This is a genomic window from Paraburkholderia sp. HC6.4b (genome assembly GCF_014200875.1).
Taxonomy (GTDB): Bacteria; Pseudomonadota; Gammaproteobacteria; order Burkholderiales; family Burkholderiaceae; genus Paraburkholderia; species Paraburkholderia tuberum.
Genome location: NZ_JACHDC010000005.1, coordinates 272,060 through 292,528 on the forward strand (window position 1 = coordinate 272,060; position 20,469 = coordinate 292,528).

General features: G+C 63.5%; 16 protein-coding genes, 1 tRNA gene and 1 pseudogene. 6 read left to right on the top strand and 12 right to left on the bottom strand.

The window, feature by feature from the left end:
• Positions 1-38: 38 nt before the first annotated feature.
• Positions 39-428: pseudogene (locus HDG34_RS38610) on the top strand (methyl-accepting chemotaxis protein); the annotation flags it as partial.
• Positions 429-562: 134 nt separating this feature from the next.
• Here HDG34_RS38610 and HDG34_RS09930 read toward each other — a convergent pair.
• From HDG34_RS09930 to HDG34_RS09945, 4 genes are all read right to left on the bottom strand, one after another.
• Positions 563-1,954: a hypothetical protein gene (locus HDG34_RS09930; RefSeq protein WP_184059593.1), complete on the bottom strand. Its 1,392-nt coding sequence runs from the start codon at positions 1,952-1,954 to the stop codon at positions 563-565.
• 754 nt (positions 1,955-2,708) lie between these two features.
• Positions 2,709-2,799: transfer RNA gene (locus HDG34_RS09935), tRNA-Ser, on the bottom strand.
• Positions 2,800-3,001: 202 nt separating this feature from the next.
• The gene (gene serS, locus HDG34_RS09940) at positions 3,002-4,300 is read right to left on the bottom strand and encodes a serine--tRNA ligase (RefSeq protein ID WP_184059594.1); all 1,299 of its coding nucleotides are present in this window, start codon (positions 4,298-4,300) and stop codon (positions 3,002-3,004) included.
• Between the two features lie 64 nt (positions 4,301-4,364).
• Complete coding sequence (locus HDG34_RS09945) at positions 4,365-5,678, bottom strand: replication-associated recombination protein A (protein WP_184059596.1); 1,314 nt, start codon at positions 5,676-5,678, stop codon at positions 4,365-4,367.
• Between the two features lie 211 nt (positions 5,679-5,889).
• Between HDG34_RS09945 and cytX the strand changes: the two genes are divergently transcribed.
• Positions 5,890-7,206 (top strand): putative hydroxymethylpyrimidine transporter CytX, encoded by a 1,317-nt coding sequence (gene cytX / locus HDG34_RS09950; RefSeq protein WP_184059598.1) that lies wholly within the window; start codon positions 5,890-5,892, stop codon positions 7,204-7,206.
• Between the two features lie 120 nt (positions 7,207-7,326).
• Here the strand turns inward: cytX and HDG34_RS09955 are convergent, their stop codons facing one another.
• From HDG34_RS09955 to HDG34_RS09970, 4 genes are all read right to left on the bottom strand, one after another.
• Complete coding sequence (locus HDG34_RS09955; RefSeq protein WP_309240633.1) at positions 7,327-7,515, bottom strand: hypothetical protein; 189 nt, start codon at positions 7,513-7,515, stop codon at positions 7,327-7,329.
• 203 nt (positions 7,516-7,718) lie between these two features.
• On the bottom strand, positions 7,719-7,949 hold the full coding sequence (locus tag HDG34_RS09960) for a hypothetical protein (RefSeq protein WP_184059600.1): 231 nt from the start codon (positions 7,947-7,949) through the stop codon (positions 7,719-7,721).
• 334 nt (positions 7,950-8,283) lie between these two features.
• Complete coding sequence (lolA, locus tag HDG34_RS09965; RefSeq protein ID WP_090803478.1) at positions 8,284-9,027, bottom strand: outer membrane lipoprotein chaperone LolA; 744 nt, start codon at positions 9,025-9,027, stop codon at positions 8,284-8,286.
• A gap of 151 nt (positions 9,028-9,178) precedes the next feature.
• On the bottom strand, positions 9,179-11,488 hold the full coding sequence (locus tag HDG34_RS09970) for a DNA translocase FtsK (protein ID WP_184021169.1): 2,310 nt from the start codon (positions 11,486-11,488) through the stop codon (positions 9,179-9,181).
• A gap of 391 nt (positions 11,489-11,879) precedes the next feature.
• Between HDG34_RS09970 and trxB the strand changes: the two genes are divergently transcribed.
• The 4 genes from trxB to HDG34_RS09990 all read left to right on the top strand — a co-directional run bounded on the left by trxB (position 11,880) and on the right by HDG34_RS09990 (position 15,679).
• Positions 11,880-12,881: a thioredoxin-disulfide reductase gene (trxB, locus tag HDG34_RS09975; RefSeq protein ID WP_090803474.1), complete on the top strand. Its 1,002-nt coding sequence runs from the start codon at positions 11,880-11,882 to the stop codon at positions 12,879-12,881.
• Positions 12,882-13,084: 203 nt separating this feature from the next.
• Positions 13,085-13,852, top strand: coding sequence for a Smr/MutS family protein (locus tag HDG34_RS09980; protein WP_184059794.1), 768 nt, complete (start codon positions 13,085-13,087; stop codon positions 13,850-13,852).
• 116 nt (positions 13,853-13,968) lie between these two features.
• The gene (locus HDG34_RS09985) at positions 13,969-14,628 is read left to right on the top strand and encodes a glutathione S-transferase family protein (protein WP_184059602.1); all 660 of its coding nucleotides are present in this window, start codon (positions 13,969-13,971) and stop codon (positions 14,626-14,628) included.
• 130 nt (positions 14,629-14,758) lie between these two features.
• A complete protein-coding gene (locus tag HDG34_RS09990) occupies positions 14,759-15,679 on the top strand; it encodes a LysR family transcriptional regulator (RefSeq protein ID WP_184059604.1) in 921 nt (306 codons plus the stop codon).
• Positions 15,680-15,763: 84 nt separating this feature from the next.
• On the opposite strand, the gene HDG34_RS09995 is transcribed toward HDG34_RS09990, so the two are convergent.
• The 4 genes from HDG34_RS09995 to HDG34_RS10010 all read right to left on the bottom strand — a co-directional run bounded on the left by HDG34_RS09995 (position 15,764) and on the right by HDG34_RS10010 (position 20,221).
• Complete coding sequence (locus HDG34_RS09995) at positions 15,764-16,879, bottom strand: ABC transporter ATP-binding protein (protein ID WP_184059606.1); 1,116 nt, start codon at positions 16,877-16,879, stop codon at positions 15,764-15,766.
• A gap of 93 nt (positions 16,880-16,972) precedes the next feature.
• The gene (locus HDG34_RS10000) at positions 16,973-17,830 is read right to left on the bottom strand and encodes a carbohydrate ABC transporter permease (RefSeq protein WP_184059608.1); all 858 of its coding nucleotides are present in this window, start codon (positions 17,828-17,830) and stop codon (positions 16,973-16,975) included.
• Positions 17,820-18,758 (bottom strand): carbohydrate ABC transporter permease, encoded by a 939-nt coding sequence (locus tag HDG34_RS10005; RefSeq protein WP_184059610.1) that lies wholly within the window; start codon positions 18,756-18,758, stop codon positions 17,820-17,822. Before HDG34_RS10005 ends, HDG34_RS10000 begins: the two co-directional genes overlap by 11 nt.
• Before the next feature lie 215 nt (positions 18,759-18,973).
• Positions 18,974-20,221, bottom strand: a complete 1,248-nt coding sequence (locus tag HDG34_RS10010; RefSeq protein ID WP_184059612.1) for an ABC transporter substrate-binding protein — start codon at positions 20,219-20,221, stop codon at positions 18,974-18,976.
• Positions 20,222-20,469: the final 248 nt, after the last annotated feature.

A 20,469-nucleotide genomic window follows, 5' to 3' on the forward strand; every position in this document is an offset into this window, starting at 1 on the left:
CAATGCCGAACAGGCGAGCGAACTCGCGCGCGGCGCGTCCAGCGGTCGAAGCCGCGCGTGCCGGCGACGAGGGTCGCGGCTTCGCGGTCGTCGCCGGCGAGGTGCGCAGCCTCGCGCGAGATTGGCGCGCTGATCGCCGATTCGACGTCAAGCGTCGAACGCGGCGCGGGACTCGTCGAAGACGCGGGCGGCACGATGCAGCAGATCGAAGCGGCGATCGCGCGCGTGACCAGCATCGTCGGTGACATTGCGCAGGCGTCGGGTGAGCAGAGCGATGGGATTCAGCAAGTGGGCATCGCGATCACGCAGATGGCGAGGTCACGCAGCAGAATGCGGCGCTCGTCGAGGAAAGCGCGGCGGCCGCCGCGTCGCTCGCGGAACAGGCGCGGGCATTGAGGGAGATGATGGAAGGGTTTCGGGTGGGATGAGACGCCCGTCCCCTGGCCTCGATACGCTGAAGGCAAGGGTTGGGCGCCGCTGTCGGGCCCGGCGACGTGCTGCCCTTGACACCGGGCAGCATCGACCACAGACGTGCGGGCCTGCTTACGTCGATATCCGCGGCTTAGTTGTCGGGATGGGCCGCCGTGAAGCTTTGGAACGCACTGTACGACGGATTCAACGGCGAGCCGTTCATCATGATGCCGAAGCCCTGGTCGCCGCTGTCGAGCACGTAATACATGACGCTCTGGATATTGTGCGTCTTGCGGTTCTGATAGAACTCGCCGAGCTTCGTCGTGATGTAGTTCCCACGATAGGTCTCGTTTTGCTCCGGTCCGGTGTTCCACTCGGTGATGATGAACGGCACGCCATACCGGGCCTTGCAATAGATCGGCAGATCGAAGCCAGGTTGGGCGCCGTCCGCACCGAGGGAGAACACATCGCCATACACCTCGTAGTTGTGCCACGTGGTGATGTCCCAGCGCACGGTCGGGTGACCGCCGCTGCCATCCGGCTGATCACCGTCCCACAGCGCGTCCGCCGCGCCGACATCGTTCACGCAGAAATTGATGCCGCACTTCGCGTTCGACTGAACCGCTTTCACGCCGTCGATCATCCCGCGCATCACGCCGCGCATCACCGGCCAGTTCGTGTTGTTGAAGTCCGCTGCCTTCGTGCCCGCAGCGTTGAAGTCGAGCACGGTGGCGTTCGTGCGCGTCAACTCGTTGCCGCATTCGTAAATGGTCACGCCATACGGTTTCAGTGCGTTCGCGACCGACTGCGCTACCGCGTAACCCTGGCTGTAAGCGGCATTCTCGCCAGCCAGCAGGTTGCCGTTGGAGTCGTAGACGCCCTGGTCGATCAGCACGACCAACGTCATGCCCGCCGCCTGGAAAGCCTGTGCGAGCCCGATCGCCGCGTTCAGCTGGTTCGAACTGTTGGTGACGCCGACGCGATAGCTCGTGCAGCCCATGGCCTTCAGGATCGAGACGATCTGCTGGGGCGTGTACGTGTAGTCGAAGTGACCGTTCATGCCATAGAACATGCCGGCCTGCGGTGTGATCGCGATGCGCGGATCGTTGCAATGCAGCCAACTGTTGGGGACGTCCGCAATGACGTAGAACTCGCCACCCGTGCCGCAATGCCAGATCTTGCCGCCGTAGAACAGCACGAGCGACACGTTGTACGTATCGCCGACCGTCGCGCCGTTGCGGTAGATGACGCCGTTGGAGAGCGTCCACGTCGCGCCGAACTGGTCGATGATGTACGGCGCGGAAGGCAGTGAGGTGCCATCGGGCGACATGTTCGAGACACTCGCCTTCGCGACCGGCGACGTATTGTCCGCGGTGCTGGAGGTAGCGGACGCACCCGAAGCTGCCGCGGCGCCGGAAGCACCGGTCGCAGCGGCTGCCTTGCCACTCGCGTTCGATGACCCACTGCCCCCACCACACGCGGTCAAAAGATAACTTGCGCTCAGGGCCGTCAGGCCCCCAATGAATTGACGTCGTTTTATCATCGCGGAGTAATTCCAAATGTCGGGAAAATTCCCGATAAAAAGACCAAAAGGTGGATTCGCTGTGATTCGATGGACAATGAATAAGGATTCGATGCAAATGAATTTGCAGGCCTTAAAGACTATTGTCCCGAAGTGCTTTGAACGCACGTCTGTGTTGTCCGATTGAACCGAGGCGCGCGAAGGTGCTCCTCGCGGTGGTTCAGATTGACAGGGCTGGGTGCGCGTTGGTTCGCAAACGTTTGCGCTGCAAACCTTTGCGGTGCAAACCTTTTACTGATTAATTGCCGAAGCTTTCATTTTCAGGAAAATTCTTCCTGTAAAAGCTTCTGACGGCGTAAATCGTACCCTGAACGAATGACCGAGCCCAACCAAAAATCGTATTTATTTGTAAAAAAGGGCAGATCTTGCGGAGATCTGTGGGGTCGGCGAAGATTCGCACTTTCAGAAGTCGATCGGGGGGCGGGTCGCCCGCAAATTTTCTGACTTCGACCCCTTATAGCGTGCAATAGCCACGCCCCGAATATGTCCGCTCTATGAATTAGGGGACGGTGCAGCACGGATGACTTAAGTTATTTGTATGGAAATGAGATGAAAAAGGCCACGAACAACAAATGGCTTATGTAAAAAATTGAAACAAGGGATTTCGCCAAAATAGAAATGATGCTTGAACAATTTCGAATTGCCTTGGCAAAGCCATTCGAGAACTCAAAGCAAAAACCCCTTGATCTCGGTGAAATCAAGGGGTTTCAGAATTTGGCGGAAAGGGTGGGATTCGAACCCACGGTACGGGGAAACCGTACGCCTGATTTCGAGTCAGGTACATTCGACCACTCTGCCACCTTTCCGGGTATTCCAACTCGCTACTGCATCGTCGGATCCAAGCGGGCCGTTGCTTGGGAGAAAAAGATTATAGAACAGCTCGAATTAGTTTTCCAAGCCCCCTCGTCCAAAAAATTTCTAAAAAATTTTCGCGGGACCTCGATGCCGTTCGCGGCATCCATCGTCAGACACGCGACGACACCGCGCCTGCGCGCGCATCGGCGACGCTCAGGCGGCCGCCGGCACTTGCAGCCGCTCGACGCCGCCGAGGTAAGGCCGCAGTGCCGTGGGCACCGTCACCGAGCCATCGGCGTTCTGGAAGTTCTCGAGCACCGCGACGAGCGTGCGGCCCACCGCGAGACCCGAGCCGTTGAGCGTATGCACGAGCTCCGGCTTGCCCTGCGCGTTGCGGAAGCGTGCCTGCATGCGTCGCGCCTGGAACGACTCGGTATTCGAGCAACTCGAAATCTCACGATAGGTGTTCTGCGCGGGCAGCCACACTTCCAGGTCGTAGGTCTTCGCTGCGGAAAAGCCCATGTCGCCGGTGCACAGCGTGATCACGCGATACGGCAGTTCGAGCTTTTGCAGAATCGCCTCCGCATGGCCGACCATCTGCTCGAGCGCGTCGTACGATGCGCCTGGCGCTACGACCTGCACCATCTCGACCTTGTCGAACTGATGCTGGCGGATCATGCCGCGCGTGTCGCGGCCATACGAGCCCGCTTCCGAGCGGAAGCACGGCGAGTGCGCGGTCAGCCTGATCGGCAGCGCGTCCGCTTCGACGATGCTCTCACGCACCGTGTTCGTCAGCGAAATTTCCGAGGTCGAGATCAGGTACTGCGTGACCGTGTGTTCACCGCCGCCCTTTTCGACGCGGAACATATCGTCCGCGAACTTCGGCAGCTGGCCCGTGCCGTACAGGATGTCGGGATTGACGATGTACGGCGTGTAGATCTCGGTATAGCCGTGCTGCTGCGTGTGCGTGTCGATCATGAACTGCGCGAGCGCGCGATGCAGCCGCGCAATCTGGCCGCGCAGCATCGTGAAGCGCGCGCCCGACAGCTTCGCGCCGGTCTCGAAGTCGAGGCCGAGCGGCGTGCCGACGTCAACGTGATCCTTGACCTCGAAGTCGAACTGGCGCGGCGTGCCCCAGCGGCGCACTTCGACGTTGCCGGCTTCGTCGTTGCCGACCGGCACGCTTTCGTGCGCGAGATTCGGCACGTCGAGCAGCAGATCGGACAGACGCTTCTGGATGTCTTCGAGCTTGACCGCCGACGCCTTCATCTCGTCGCCGATGCCGCCGACTTCGGCCATCACCGCCGACGTGTCTTCGCCGCGTCCTTTCATCGCGCCGATCTGCTTCGACAGGCTGTTGCGGCGCGCCTGCAGTTCTTCGGTACGGGTCTGGGTATCGCGGCGTTCCGCTTCGAGCGCGGTGAAGGCCGCGACGTCGAGGGTATAGCCGCGGTCGGCGAGGCGCTTTGCGACGCCGTCGAGGTCTTTGCGCAGCAGCTGGATGTCGAGCATGGGATGGGACGGATGTTCGTTGTATGAAAACGCGATTTTAACGCACCGGCAAAGGTGAAACGCCTCAAGCCTTCTTCGGCTTGTTCTCGGCGCGCCACCGCGCATCGAGCTCGCCAAGGCGCGCGAGCTTCTCGCCGATCTTGCCTTCGAGACCACGCGGTGTCGGCTCGTACCAATGCGGCTCGCGCATGCCGTCGGGCAGATAGGTTTCGCCCGCCGCGTACGCATCGGGTTCGTCGTGCGCGTAGCGGTAGTCGTGGCCGTAGCCGAGTTCCTTCATCAGCTTCGTCGGCGCGTTGCGCAGATGCACCGGCACCGCGCGCGACTGGTCCTTGCCGACGAAGCGCCGCGCCTCGTTGTACGCGTTGTACCCGGCATTCGATTTCGGCGCGACCGCCAGATAGATGATCGCCTGCGCAAGCGCGAGCTCACCTTCGGGCGAACCGAGACGCTCGTAGGTTTCGGCGGCGTCGAGCGTGATGCGCGCGGCGCGCGGGTCCGCGAGGCCGATGTCTTCCCACGCCATGCGCACGATGCGACGCGCGAGATAGCGCGGGTCCGCGCCGCCGTCGAGCATGCGGCAGAACCAGTACAGCGCGCCGTCCGGGTTGCTGCCGCGCACCGATTTATGCAGCGCGCTGATCTGGTCGTAGAAGGCGTCGCCGCCCTTGTCGAAGCGGCGCAGATTCTCCGCGAGCGCGCTGCCCAATAACGCGCCGTCGATTTCGGTGGTCTTCTGCCGGGCGGCCGCGCGCGCGACGATCTCGAGGTTGTTCAGCAGCTTGCGGCCGTCGCCGTCGGCCGAACCGATCAGCGCGGCGCGCGCTTCGTCGGTGAACGTGAGGCCGCCGAGATCCTTCTGCGCGCGCTCGAGCAGCTCGCGCTGTTCGTCGTCCGTCAGGCTCTTCAGCACGTAGACGGCGGCGCGCGACAGCAACGCGCTATTGACCTCGAACGACGGATTCTCGGTCGTCGCGCCGACGAACACGAACAGGCCCGACTCGACGTGCGGCAAGAACGCGTCTTGCTGGCTCTTGTTGAAGCGATGCACTTCGTCGACGAACACCAGCGTCTGATGGCCGTTCGCGCGATGGATCTGCGCGGTTTCGACCGCCTCGCGGATATCCTTCACGCCCGACAGCACCGCCGACAACGCGATGAACTGCGCGTGAAACGCATCGGCCATCAGCCGCGCGAGCGTGGTCTTGCCGACGCCCGGCGGGCCCCACAGGATCATCGAATGGGCCTCGCCCGATTCGAACGCGACCCTGAGCGGCTTGTTCGGACCGAGCAGATGCGACTGGCCGATCACTTCGTCGATATTGCGTGGCCGCAGGCGTTCGGCGAGCGGAACATTGGCACGGGTTTCTTCAAACATGACGTTTTGGGGATAATCTCGGCTTTCCGGGGCACGCACCGCTTCGGAGCAGCGCCTCGCGGGACAGGCGCAAAGCCCGCGCCCGGCCGGAAACACAGGCACGAAGGCGGGCAACGTTCTGCATTATGACAGTGACGGCGGCCAAGCGATGGCCGACCCGGGGCGCCGGCAACGCAAAGAATCACAGCACCACCAACAGGAACGAACACAGATGGCTCAAGATTCCGTCGCCGGCGACGCCGGCTCCACCTACGCGCCGCTCACGCCGGTGCCCGACGCGCGCCGCGCGTTTCGCACCGGCGACGCGTTCGCGCTGTGGTTCTCGCTCGGCATCGGCCTGCTCGTCGCCCAGGCGGGCGCGCTGCTGGTGCCGGGGCTGTCGCTGCCGCACGCGCTCGTCGCGATCGTGCTCGGCAGCGTGATCGGCGTCGTGCTGCTCGCGCTCGTGGGCGTGATCGGCACCGACACCGGGCTTGCGGCGATGTCGTCGCTGCGTCCGACGCTCGGCGTGCGCGGCGCGTCGGTGCCGGCCGTGCTGAACATGGTGCAACTGGTCGGCTGGGGCTCGTTCGAGGTGATCGTGATGCGCGATTCCGCCGATGCGCTCGCGAAACAGGCGTTCGGCCTGTCGATGCCGCTCGTGTGGACCGTGATCTTCGGCGTGCTCGCGACGCTGCTCGCAATCAGCGGCCCGCTGTCGTTCGTGCGGCGCTTTCTGCGCAAGTGGGGGATCTGGCTGCTGCTCGCGGGCGCCGCGTGGCTCACGTGGAACCTGCTCGCGCGCCACAATCTCACGGACCTGATGCGTCGTCCCGGCACCGGCGAGATGTCGTTCGGCGGCGCGGTCGACCTCGTGGTCGCGATGCCGCTGTCATGGCTGCCGCTGATCGCCGACTACACGCGCTTCGGCCGCCGCGCCGGCGAGACGTTCCGCGGCACGCTATACGGCTATGGCATCGCGAACATCTGGTTCTATGCGCTCGGCGCGGTCTACGGGCTCGCGGCCGGCGGCGGCGATGCATTGCTGACCGGCGCGCTCGCGCAAGCGGGCGGCGGGTTTGCGCTGCTGCTGATTCTGATCGACGAAATCGACAATGCGTTCGCCGACATCCACTCGGCCGCGGTGTCGACCGGCACGTTCTGGACGCGCGCGAGCGTGCCGTTGCTGTCGGCCGCGTTCGGTGCGCTGTGCACGCTGATCGCGCTGCTCGTGCCGATGGCGAAGTACCAGAACTTCCTGCTGCTGATCGGCTCGGTATTCGCGCCGCTGTTCGGCGTCGTGCTGATGGATCACTTCATCGTGCGCAAGCGTCGCGTCGACGCCGCGGTGCTCGCCGATGTGCGCGGCCGCTACGGCTTCTCGGGCGGCTGGCACCTGAGCGCGTTCGTCGCTTGGGCGATCGGCATCGCCTCGTACCAGGTGATCAATCAATGGCTACCGAACGTCGGCGCGACGCTGCCGTCGCTTGCGATCGGCGCGGTGTGCTATTACGCGTTCGTATCGGCGCGCAAGACCGCGTATGCGTGAGCGCGTCACCCTCAGCGCGTTGCATTAGACGCAGTTGTCACAAAATAAAAAAGACCTGCAATCCAAATGCAGGTCTTTTTTTGTGACCGTCGAATGGCCAATCACAGTGCGCGCCGCGGGCTATTTTTTCGCCGCTTTGCGCCGACGCGATTCGACCTTGCGACACAGATCCGTGAGCAGCCAACGGGCGACGGTCTCCGGCCGATTCGGCGCATACGAGGCGAATTTGCTCTCGTTCGCGAAATGGACGACGACGGTGCCCGTCATTACGCGATAAGTTCCGGCATAGTTTACGCCGTCCAGTTCCACGCTTAGCGCGTGGGTGGTTTCATATTCCGCGAAAGTCAAAATAAAAGCGATATCTCGAAACGAGACATTATCGCTACGATTTTTCGGAAGTCAAAGAAATATGCAATTGGTTGCATATTAAATTCTCAGCGGCGGTAATTGTTGCGTTCTCCGCTTGAAAACCCAAATAACGGGCTGCCGGATACGTTAGATAACCTGCTGCCTTACTGCCGTTCAAGCCGAACCGTCGGCGTGTCGGCGAAACGCTCAAGCGCGCGATTGCCTTCCCGATGGGCTTCGGCCTCATCAATAAAGGTTTTTTCACTATATGCAACGACCTTGAAACCACTTCCGGCCGAGCGCGGAACGGTTATTCCCCAATGCCACCCGCCCTCCTGCTGGAACACATGGAGGGACGGGGATAAGCGTGAATCGTGTGAAGAAGACAATCTCATGACATGCCTCGTCTTTCCAGACATCCAAAGCGACAACAACCTTCGATCAGTTTAGGCGTTATTTTGTTGCGTTGCAGCAAAAAATTGTTAGAGATTACGAACCCAATCCTGGGAAAATGATCGGACGCGCCAACTCCAGCCCATGAGCAATGCCGGTCTTTCCAGTCTCGCACTAAATCATTACGTCTGCCGGTACGACGATTTAACGTTCGTCGCGGCGCCGGGCGCGCATCCCTAAGCAATCCACGCACCGCGCGAAATAAAAAGCCGCGCTCGACAAGCGCGGCTTCGCCGGCGTTTGCAAAGGCGCCAGTGTCGGCGCCTACCGCGCGGTTTATCCGTTGATCACATCCGCGCCCTTCGGCACCGTGAACTTGAATGCATCGGGCGGCAGTTGCGGATTTTTCTGGATGTTCGAGAACGTGAGCAGCGTCACGTTACCGAACACGTCGTGCAATTCCATCGCTTCGAGATTGCCGTCCTTGAAGCCGATGCCGACGCGCTCGAACTGCGTGTCCTTCGCCTTCGGCGTCAGTTCGAGCCAGTCGATGCCGGCCTTCACGCCCGCGTCGCGCAGCGAGAAGTTCTTGTCCAGATCGTTGCTGCCGAACAGGATCGCCGCCGGGCTTGCGCCGAGCGCGTTGCCGAGCGGGCGCACCGTCACCTGGTTCAGATCCTTGTCGTAGACGTAGAACTTGTCGCCGTCCGCCTGCAGCAATTGCGAGTAGGGCTTCTCGTATTGCCAGATGAACTTGCCGGGCCGCGCGAACATGAACGTGCCGCTCGACGTGGTCGGCTTGGCCGGGTTCGCGGTGGACAGCGCGCCGCTCGCGCCCTGCGCCTTGCTCGGCGCGCGCACTTCCTGCTGCACGAAGGCGCCGCGCGCCGAATGGACCTGCGCGATGAATGCCTTCAGTTGCTCGGTGCCGCTCGCGAACGCGTGCGAGGCGACGAGCAGCGACGCACCGATCGCGACACTGCCGACGGCGCGCGCGATCTTGCGCATGCCGCGGGACACGCGCTCGCCGAGGCGCCCCGCTCGACGCTGTCGGGCATCCTGCTGCGCGATTGCTTGCATAGGTTTTTCTCCCTTGAATGAATTCGGTGATGGGCTGCGCCGGCTCGATGCACTCGCTGAACGCAGAGTGACTGGCCCGGCGTCGAGCCGCAATGGCGCACCGGACGGTGCACGCAGCGTCGCTCGCGATGGCCGCAATGGCTCGTTGCGGCTATTCCGCCTCGCGCGCCGGCGCCAGGATCTCGCGATTGCCGTTCGACGACATCGCCGACACCACGCCCGAATTCTCCATCTGTTCGAGTAGACGCGCCGCCCGGTTGTAGCCGATGCGCAGATGCCGCTGCACGAGTGAAATCGACGCGCGGCGATTCTTCAGCACGACGTCGACCGCCTGATCGTATAACGGGTCCGACTCGCCTTCGGTGGACGCGGTTCCCGCCGAGCCTTCGTCGCCCTCGCCGCTCACGCCGCCTTCGAGAATGCCCTCGATATAGTTCGGCTCGCCCTGCTCCTTGAGCTTGTCGACGACGCGATGCACTTCATCATCCGACACGAACGCGCCGTGCACGCGCACCGGCAAACCGCTGCCTGGCGGCAGATAGAGCATGTCGCCCATGCCGAGCAGCGACTCGGCGCCCTGCTGGTCGAGAATCGTGCGCGAGTCGATCTTCGACGACACCTGGAACGCCATACGGGTCGGCACGTTGGCCTTGATCAGGCCGGTGATCACGTCGACCGACGGACGCTGCGTAGCGAGAATCAGATGGATGCCGGCCGCGCGCGCCTTCTGCGCGATCCGCGCGATCAGCTCTTCGACCTTCTTGCCGACGACCATCATCAGGTCGGCCAGTTCGTCGATGACGATCACAATGTTCGGCAAACGCGTCAGCGGTTCCGGATCGTCCGGCGTCAGGCTGAACGGATTCGGCAGCTTCTCTTCGCGCTTGGCCGCTTCGTCGATCTTGTTGTTGTAGCCGGCGAGGTTACGCACGCCGACCTTGCTCATCAGCTTGTAGCGGCGCTCCATTTCGGCGACCGCCCAGTTCAGCGCGTGGCCCGCCTGGCGCATGTCGGTGACGACCGGACACAGCAGATGCGGGATGCCTTCGTAGACGCTCATTTCAAGCATCTTCGGATCGATCAGGATCATGCGCACCTGCTCGGCGCTCGCCTTGTACAGCAGCGACAGGATCATCGCGTTGATACCCACAGACTTGCCCGAACCAGTCGTGCCGGCGACGAGCAAATGCGGCATCTTCGCGAGATCCGCGCACACGGGCTTGCCGCCGATGTCCTTGCCGAGACCCATGGTGAGCGGCGACGCGGCATCCGCATACACGGCCGAGCCGAGAATTTCGGACAGGCTCACGGTCTGACGGCGCTGGTTCGGCAGCTCCAACGCCATGTAGTTCTTGCCCGGAATCGTTTCGACGACGCGAATCGACACGAGCGACAGCGAGCGCGCGAGATCCTTCGCGAGATTAACGATCTGACTGCCCTTCACGCCCGTGGCCGGCTCGATTTCATAGCGCGTGACGACGGGCCCCGGATACGCGGCGACCACGCTCACGTCGACACCGAAGTCCTTCAGCTTCTTCTCGATCAGGCGCGACGTGAATTCGAGCGTGTCCGCGGAAATGGTTTCCTGCGCGGCTGGCGCGGGGTCGAGCAGCGCGATGGGCGGCAGCGTGGAGTCGCCGGGCAGATCGGTAAAGAGCGGCACCTGGCGTTCCTTCTCGACACGCTCCGACTTCGCCGGCGTGGCGAGCGGCGGCACGATCACTACGGGCTCGTGCTCCTCGATGCGCACGCGGCCCTTCTCGACCTTGCCTTCGCGCTTCACGGCGGCCGCTTCGCCGAGCTTGCGATCGAGCCCGGCCTCGCGGCGCAGCTTCGCGAACGTCACCGCGGAAATGATCGATTCGCCGACCTTCTCCGCGACCGACAGCCACGAAAAACGGAAGTACAGCGACAGCCCGATCCCGAGACCGAGCAGCAGCGCGAGCGTGCCACCGGTGAAGCCGAGCGCATGCGAGATGCCGCGCGCGACAGCCTCGCCGATCACGCCGCCAGGCGCGCGCGGCAACTGCACCTTCAGCGACCACATGCGCAGCGCCTCGAGGCCGTTGCACGACAGCAGCACGAGCATGAACGCGAACGCGTCCGCGAGCCAACTGACGCCGCGCGGCGCGTCGTCGTCCTGCGGCTCTTCGTTGCGGGTGATGCGCTTGTAGTTCGCGGAGATGTGGCGGCCGAGCAGCACGATCCACCAGTAGGCGGACAGACCGAACAGCAGCAGCAGGATGTCGGAAGTCCACGCGCCGACGCGGCCCGCCCAGTTCGAGATATGGTCGACCTGCGCGGCATGGGTCCAGCTCGGGTCGTGCCTGCTGTAGCTGACGAGCGACATCAGCAGGAACACGCCGAGGGCCACCTGCAGAATCCAGCGGATTTCGGTGAAGAGGCGCGACATGCGGTGCGGCAATGCCTGCGCGCTCGCGGTATAGGGAGCTTTTGCCATTGATCCTGTTGCCTGGGGTAGCCGGTTCAGGCTGAAACTGCCGCCGGGAACGCGGCCCGAGCCTCGCCGCGCACGGCTTCGGGCCCGATCCCGGCTAACGGAAACTTCGATCCGGGCTATTGTAAACGCTGTGTCCCGCGCGAGGCTGTAAATGACGGTAACCTGGCTGTTTGACCACAGACGCATGCGCGAGGCGCGCTGAATTCGCCGTATCGCGCCGCGGGCTCGCCCCGAGCGCCCACGCCGCCACGCTATCGCGGCGATCAGAAAGCTTGATGGCGCAGCGGCACGCCCCGCCCTTTATAATGCCCGACTGATACCCATCTACAGTTTCAGCTCAAAAACGCACGGCTACGCAGCGGCGAGTCGCGCGCCGTACAAGGATTCGATCATGCCCGCAACTGCAACGAAACACGCCAAGGTTCTGATTCTCGGTTCCGGTCCCGCCGGCTACACGGCGGCGGTTTACGCGGCGCGCGCCAACCTCGCGCCGGTGCTCGTCACCGGCATCGCGCAAGGCGGCCAGCTGATGACCACGACCGACGTCGAAAACTGGCCCGCCGACGCCAACGGCGTGCAAGGCCCGGAACTGATGGCGCGCTTCCTCGAGCACGCCGAGCGCTTCAATACCGAGATCATCTTCGACCACATCCACACGGCGAAGCTCGATGAGAAGCCGATTCGCCTGATCGGCGATTCGGGCGAATACACGTGCGATTCGCTGATCATCTCGACGGGCGCATCGGCGCAGTATCTCGGCCTGCCGTCGGAAGAGGCGTTCATGGGCAAGGGCGTGTCGGCCTGCGCGACCTGCGACGGCTTCTTCTACAAGCAGCAGCACGTCGCCGTGATCGGCGGCGGCAATACGGCCGTCGAAGAGGCGCTCTACCTCGCCGGCATCGCGAAGAAGGTGACCGTGATCCATCGCCGCGACAAGTTCCGCGCCGAGCCGATCCTGATCGACCGTCTGCTCGCGAAGGAGAAGGAAGGCGTCGTCGAGATCAAGTGGAACCATGTGCTCGAAGAAGTAACCGGCGACAACTCCGGCGTGACCGGCCTGCGCATCAAGCACACGCAGAGTGGCGAGACCACTGACATCGCGCTGCAGGGCCTGTTCGTCGCGATCGGCCACAAGCCGAACACGGACATCTTCGCAGGCCAGCTCGAGATGAAGAACGGCTACATCATCACGAAGGGCGGCCTGAACGGTTTCGCGACCGCGACCAGCGTGCCGGGCGTGTTCGCCGCGGGCGACGTGCAGGACCACATCTATCGCCAGGCGATCACCAGCGCGGGCACCGGCTGTATGGCCGCGCTCGACGCGCAGCGCTATCTCGAGACCATCAACGAAATGGCCGGCGAGCACGCGATGAGCGCGGAAGCGGACCGCTGATCCGCGCCGCGCTGCCGTATGTCGAGACGAAGTCCCGACAAACGGGCGCGACAGTAAAATGACGGTGGCGCAGCGCTGCTGTCATTGGCTCACGAAGGCCGCGGCTGAAATGCCGGCGGCCTTTGTCGTTTTTGCCGTCTTGTCAATGTGCATCGAGCGCGTTGGCAGCACCACCGACCGACCTTTCCGCCTGTATTGCCGACATGCCGAAGAATCAGCCCCATCCGAACGAACCGAAACGCCCGCAAGCCGCCACGCGTCCCGCGCCCGCAACGGCTGCGCCCGCCGTCGCACCGAAGCTCGATCGCGCATCGGGGCTCGCCGGACTCGGTGCGTTGCGTGAAGCGTTGAAGGGCGAAGCCGAGCGGCGCGAGCGCGAACAGGCGGCGACGCGAGCGGCGCAGCGCGAAGCGGCCGCCGACGCCGATCTGTTCCGCCGTGAGATCGGCGAAGTCGCGCCGCTCGCGATTCCGCCGCGCGCGACGCTCACGCGCAATCCCCCGCCGCCGCTGCCGGTGCAGACGCTGCTCGACGAGGAGGCGGTGCTGCACGAAGCGATCTCCGACGAATTCGACCCCGAAGTGCTGCTCGAAACCGACGAAACGCTGTCGTATTGCCGTCCCGGCTTGAGCCGCGACGTAGTGCGCAAGCTGCGGCGCGGCGACTGGATCGTGCAGGCGCAGATCGACCTGCACGGCATGCGGCGCGAAGAGGCGCGCGAGGCGCTCGCGGAATTCATCCGCGAATCGGCCAAACGCGGCCTGCGCTGCCTGCGCGTGATTCACGGCAAGGGTCTGGGGTCGATCGGCAAGGAGCCGGTGCTGAAGGGCAAGGTGCGCGCGTGGCTCGTGCAGAAATCCGAAGTGATCGCGTTCTGTCAGGCGCGCCCACATGACGGCGGCGCCGGCGCGGTGGTCGTGCTGTTGCAGCCGGGGTCGTTGCCGCCGCATGGGGCGAGCGCGAAGGTCTGAGGTCGATTTTTTCGGCCGTCGTTCGTCGTGGGGTAAACGGCCAGCCTGGCCGTCGCGCGGTGTGGCTCTCGTCGTCACCGCGTACTCGTGCTGTGCAACCGTCAAAGGTGATCGCGATGCCCCTGCAGCTTTATGCCCATCCGTTCTCGTCCTACTGCCAGAAGGCCCTGACCGCGCTGTACGAAAACGGTACGCCGTTCGAGATGCGCGTGCTCGCGCATGACGACCCGAAGGTCATGGCCGAATTGGCCGCGCTGTGGCCGATCAGGCGCTTCCCGGTGCTCGTCGACGGCGGGCGCACGGTGGTCGAGGCGAGCATCATCATCGAATATCTGGGCCTGCATTATCCGGGGCCTGTCACGCTGTTGCCCGCCGATCCGCGCGTAGCGCTCGAGGTGCGCACGATGGACCGCTTCTTCGACAACTACATTTCGACTCCACAGCAAAAAGTCGTGTTCGATAGCCTGCGTCCCGAAGCCGAGCGCGACCGGCGTGGCGTCGCCGATGCGCGCGCGCTGCTCGACACTTCGTACGCATGGCTCGACCGTCACATGGCCGAGCGCGAATGGGCCGCCGGCGACAGCTTCAGCCTCGCCGACTGCGGCGCCGCCCCGTTCCTGTTCTACGCCGACTGGACGCACCCGATCGACCCCGCGTTCGCGCACGTGCGCGCGTACCGGCAGCGGCTGCTCGCGCGGCCCTCGTTCGCACGCGCGGTCGACGAGGCGCGGCCCTACCGGCCGCTATTTCCGCTGGGCGCGCCGGAGCGGGATTGAGCCACGAGCGGCGGTGGCAGTTGCGCGCGAACGAGACGCGGCAGACAACCAGTTTTGCTGGCTGTAGACTTCCTGTCGTGTCGCAAACCTGCCCCGCCCTTCTTCTGGCTCACCACCCACAAGGCACACCATGGACCGTTTCGAAGCGATGGAGATCTTCACGCGCGTGGTCGAAGCGAACAGCTTCACCAAGGTTTCGGAATCGCTCGATCTGCCGCGCGCGAAGGTCAGCCGCACGATCCAGGCGCTCGAGGAACACGTCGGCGTGCGGCTCCTGAACCGCTCGACGCGCCAGGTCAGCGTGACCGAAGACGGCGCATCGTTCTACGAGCGCTGCGTGCGCATTCTCGCCGACGTCGCCGATGCCGAGTCGTCGCTGTCGAGCAAGCGCGAGAATCCGGCGGGGACGATCCGCGTCGACACCTCCGGCACGCTGGCGCGCTCGCTGCTGCTGCCCGCGCTCGACGACTTCTACGCGCAATACCCCGCGATTGACGTACGCCTCGGTCTCGCGGACCGCAACATCGATCTGATCCAGGACGGCGTCGATTGCGTGATCCGCATGGGCACGCTCGACGAGTCGAGCCTCGTTGCGAAGCGCATCGGGCTGGCGCGCATCGTCACGTGCGCATCGCCCGCGTATCTGCGCAAGTTCGGCACGCCGACCACACTGGCGGAGCTCGGCGAGCATCGCGCGGTCAACTACGTGTCCGCGCGCAGCGGCAGGACCTTCCCGTTCGAATACGAAGTGGACGGCGAAATCGAGCGCGTCGCGATGGATAGCACGCTCGCCGTCAACGACGGCTCGGTGTACATCACGGCGGGTGTGTTGGGCCACGGCATCATCCAGCCGTCGCGCTTCATGGTCGCCGAGCTGATCGAGCAAGGCGCGCTCACGGAGATTCTCGGCAACTACACGAGCCCCGGTACACCGCTGTCGATTCTGTATGCGCATCGCCGCAATCTGAGTTCGCGGCTGCGCGCGTTTATCGATTGGGCCAGCGAGCTCGCGCGCAACAATCCGGACTTGCGTTTGCCCGAGGCGGCGTAACGGCTGCAAAAGAACAGAAGCCCCATGCGCAATTCAACGCATGGGACTTTTCTGTAGCGACGGATTCAGCGCTTAGGCGACGACTTACGCAATCCGCTCTTCATTCGCCGGATCGAACAACACCGCCTTCGACGTATCGAACAGCAGCGTCGCATTCTTATCCGGTTGCGGGTTCGACGCCGGGTGCACGCGGCTCACCACGCGCTTGCCGTTGATCTGCGCGAACACCAGCGTGTCCGGACCGGTCGGCTCGATCACGTCGACCTTCACTTCGACCGGCTGCAGCTTCGAGTCGTCGCCGTGCGCGCCGCGCGCATCGGTGATGCGTTCCGGACGCAGGCCGAGAATCACGTTGTTGCCGACGTGCGAGCGCACCTTCGCCGAATCGAACGGCAGCACCAGCACCTTGCGCGCGACGCCCGTATCGAGTTCGATGCCGACGCCCGAGCCCTGCTCGACCAACTTGCCTTCGATGAAGTTCATCGGCGGTGCGCCGATGAAGCCCGCGACGAACAGGTTCGACGGCGAGTCGTAGATTTCCTGCGGCGCGCCGAACTGCTGAACGATGCCGTCCTTCATCACCGCGATGCGGTCGCCGAGCGTCATCGCTTCGATCTGGTCGTGCGTCACGTAGACGATCGTCGTGCCGAGGCGTTGATGCAGCAGCTTGATTTCCGAGCGCATCTCGATGCGCAGCTTCGCGTCGAGGTTCGACAGCGGCTCGTCGAACAGGAACATCACCGGATCGCGCGCGAGCGCGCGGCCCATCGCGACGCGCTGACGCTGGCCTCCCGACAGCTGACCCGGCTTGCGATCGAGCAGATGCTTGATCTGCAGCGTGTTCGACACACGCTCGACGATCTGCGTCTGCTCCCGCTTCGGCACCTTGCGGATGTTCAGGCCGAACGAGATGTTCTCGCGCACCGTCATCGACGGGTACAGCGCGTATGACTGGAACACCATCGCGATGTCGCGATCTTTCGGCGACAGGTTGTTGACCGTCTTGCCGTCGATCTGGATCTCGCCCTTGGTCACGGTTTCGAGACCGGCAATCATGTTGAGCAGCGTCGACTTACCGCAGCCCGAGCCGCCGACCAGAATCAGGAACTGGCCGTCCTCGATGTCGATGTCGACACCCTTCAGAACCGGCACCCCGTTCGGGTAGGTCTTGTACACGTCACGGATGGAAAGGCTTGCCATGCTGTGAATCCTCTAGTCTCTGGTACTGCTTGAAAACGTCTTGTCAGGCGACGACGGCACGCGTTCGGTGAAACGCCGTCGCTCCAGGGTGATTTAGCCCTTCACCGCGCCCGCGGTCAGGCCGCGCACGAAGTAACGTCCGGCGATGATATAGACGAGCAGCGTGGGCAGCGCCGCGATGATCGCGCCGGCCATGTCCACGTTGTATTCCTTCACGCCGGTCGAGGTGTTGACGAGGTTGTTCAGCGCCACGGTGATCGGCATCGAATCGACGCCGGAAAACACGATACCGAACAGGAAGTCGTTCCAGATCTGCGTGAATTGCCAGATCAGGCACACCATGAAGATCGGCAGCGACACCGGCAGCAGGATCTTCGTGAAGATCGTGAAGAAACCCGCACCGTCGATCCGCGCGGCCTTCACGAGTTCAGCCGGCACGCTCACGTAGAAGTTGCGGAAGAACATCGTCGTGAACGCGATACCGTAGATCACGTGCACGAGCACGAGGCCGCTCACCGTGTTCGCCAGGCCGAGGATGCCTTCGAGGCGCGCCATCGGTAGCAGGATCGCCTGGAACGGAATGAAGCAGCCGACCAGCAGCATCGTGAAGATCGGATCGGCGCCGCGGAACCGCCAGTGCGTGAGCACGTAGCCGTTGAACGCGCCGATGATCGACGAGATCAGCACGGCCGGAATCACCATGCGCACCGAGTTCATGAAGAACGGCTGCATGCCGTCGCAGCGCACCCCCGTACACGCACCGCTCCACGCCTTGAGCCACGGCGCGAAGGTCCAGCTCGTCGGCGGCGTCAGCAGGTTGCCGGTGCGCAGCTGGTCGATGTCCTTGAACGACGTCGACAGCATCACGTACAGCGGGAACAGGAAGTACAGCGCGAACAGAACCAGGGCCGCGTAAATGACGGCACGGCTAATCGTCATCTTAGGCTGCATTGCGGGTGCTCCTCGATTCCAGATACATCAGCGGCACGAGCACGGCCACTACGGTAGCGAGCATCATGATCGACGATGCCGCGCCGACGCCGAGCTGCCCACGGTTGAACGAAAACGTGTACATGAAAATGGCCGGCAGCGACGACGACGTGCCCGGACCGCCGGCAGTCAGCGCGACGACCAGGTCGAACGTCTTGATGGTGATGTGACAAAGGATCAGCAGCACGGAGAAGAACACCGGCCGCATGCTCGGTATCACGATCTTGCGGTAGATGGTCGGCAGGTTCGCGCCGTCCATCTGCGCGGCCTTGAAGATCTCGCTGTCGACGCCGCGCAAGCCGGCGAGGAACAGCGCCATCACGAAGCCGGTGGACTGCCAGACCGCCGCGATCACGATACAGAAGATCGCCCTGTCCGGGTCGCCGAGCCAGTTGAACGAGAAGCTCGTCCAGCCCCAGTCGTGAAACACCTTCTCGATGCCGATGCTCGGCGTCAGAATCCATTGCCACGCGGTGCCGGTCACGATGAACGACAGCGCCATCGGATACAGGAACACGGCGCGCAGCGCGCCTTCGTTGCGGATCTGCTGATCGAGCAGGATCGCGAGCAACAGACCCAGACCGATGCAGATACCGATGAACGGAATGCCGAACCAGCCGAGGTTCGCGGCCGAAGTCCAGAACACGTCGTTCTGGAACAGTTCGCGATAGCGGTCGAGACCCGCGAACTCCCAACGAGGCATCAGCCGCGAAGTAGACAGCGACAGATAGCCGGTGATTGCGATAAAGCCATACACGAAGATCAGGCTGATCACGACGCTGGGTGCGAGCACCAGCTTCGGAATATAGCGATCGGCAAGGGCCGCCATGGGCGACGTGCGGCGGGTGACGGTGGCCGTTTTCCCGTTCCCGCTGATGGAAGCAGTCACTACTCGACTCCTGCTGAAACTGTACCGCCGGGATGCCCATGCGCGCATGGCGCGGAACCGCGACGGTCTGGGTGTGACTCCATGAAACCAGGGTGAGCCGGGTGGCGCCGGACTGCGCTGCGAACGAAAGCAGCGAGGTCCGATCCCCCACGACCCGAAGGGCGCGCCCGGTGCTTCGGATGCAAGGCGCCGGGCGCAACACTTCGTACTTACGCTTACTTGGTCTTCGCTGCCTTCGCGAGAGCCTGAACCGCGGTCTTCGAATCTTCCTGCGAGTTCATGAACTTCGTGACGACGTCGGAGATCGCGCCTGCCGCGGCATCCGGCTGAGCCATGCCGTGAGCGAGCGACGGCACATAACCGCCGGCCTTGATCGCAATCTGCTCATCCGCGTACGACTTCTTCGCGCAGTCGTCGAACTTGTCCATCGGCACGCCGAGACGCACCGGGATCGAGCCCTTGTACAGGCTGAACTGCTCCTGGAACGCCGGCGACATGATCGTCTTCGCGAGCGCGAGCTGGCCCGGCGTCGCGGCCTTCTGGCCCTTCTGCTGGAAGAACACGAACGAGTCGACGTTGAACGTGTAGGCCTTCTCCGTGCCCGGCACCACGGCGCAGACGTAGTCCGTGCCCGACTTCTTGCCGGCGTTGGTGAATTCGCCCTTCGCCCAGTCGCCCATGAACTGCATGCCGGCCTTGCCGTTGATGACCATGGCCGTCGCGAGGTTCCAGTCACGGCCCGTGCGACCCGCGTCGAAGTAGCCCTGGATCTTGCGGACCGTGTCGAACACGCCGACCATCTTGTCCGAGGTCAGCGTCTTCTCGTCGAGGTCGACGAGCGCCTTCTTGTAGAAGTCCGCGCCCTGCGACAGCACGACGTCTTCCCACAGCGTCAGGTCCTGCCAAGGCTGGCCGCCCATCGCGATCGGCTGGATGCCCGCGGCCTTCATCTTGTCGGCCACCGCGAAGAACTCAGGCCACGTGGTCGGCACCTTGCCGCCTGCCTTGTCCAGCGCAGCCTTGTTGATGTACAGCCAGTTCACGCGGTGCACCGAGAAGGGAGCGGCGACGTAGTGGCCGTCCGCGCGAATGATCTTGTCGATTTCCGGCGGCAGGTTCTTCTTCCAGTCGCCCGCGACCGAGTCGATTGGCACCAGCACGCCCTGCGAAGCCCATTCCTGGATCAGCGGACCCTTGATCTGCGCGGCGCTCGGTGCGTTGCCCGAGATCACCTGCGTCTTCAGTGCCGTCATGGCAGCCGCGCCAGCGCCGCCCGCGACCGCGAAGTCCTTCCACGTGTAGCCCTGCTTCGTCATGTCGTCCTTGAGGACGCCGACGGCCTTGGATTCGCCGCCCGAAGTCCACCAGTGCAGCACTTCGATCGACTCGGCGGCCTGCACGGCCGACACGCCACACATCAGACCCGCAGCGCACAGAGCGCCCATGATCGCGCGAAATTTCATTGCTTATCTCCTCCAGACACCTGAACAAAAAAACGAATGGCCCCTGATGTCGCCAGGGTGCTGTGGTTGGTTCAAACAGGCAAAACACTGGCGATCGAGCACGGTCGGGCGCATGCGCGAGGGCATGTGCCGGCGGACCGATGTCCGGCCGCTGGACGCTCAAGAGGTGAGTGGTTCGGGATGCAACTGACTGTCTCCTCTTTTGATTTTTGCCTGCCCGCATCGCGCTGCAGACTCGAGGTACCTCA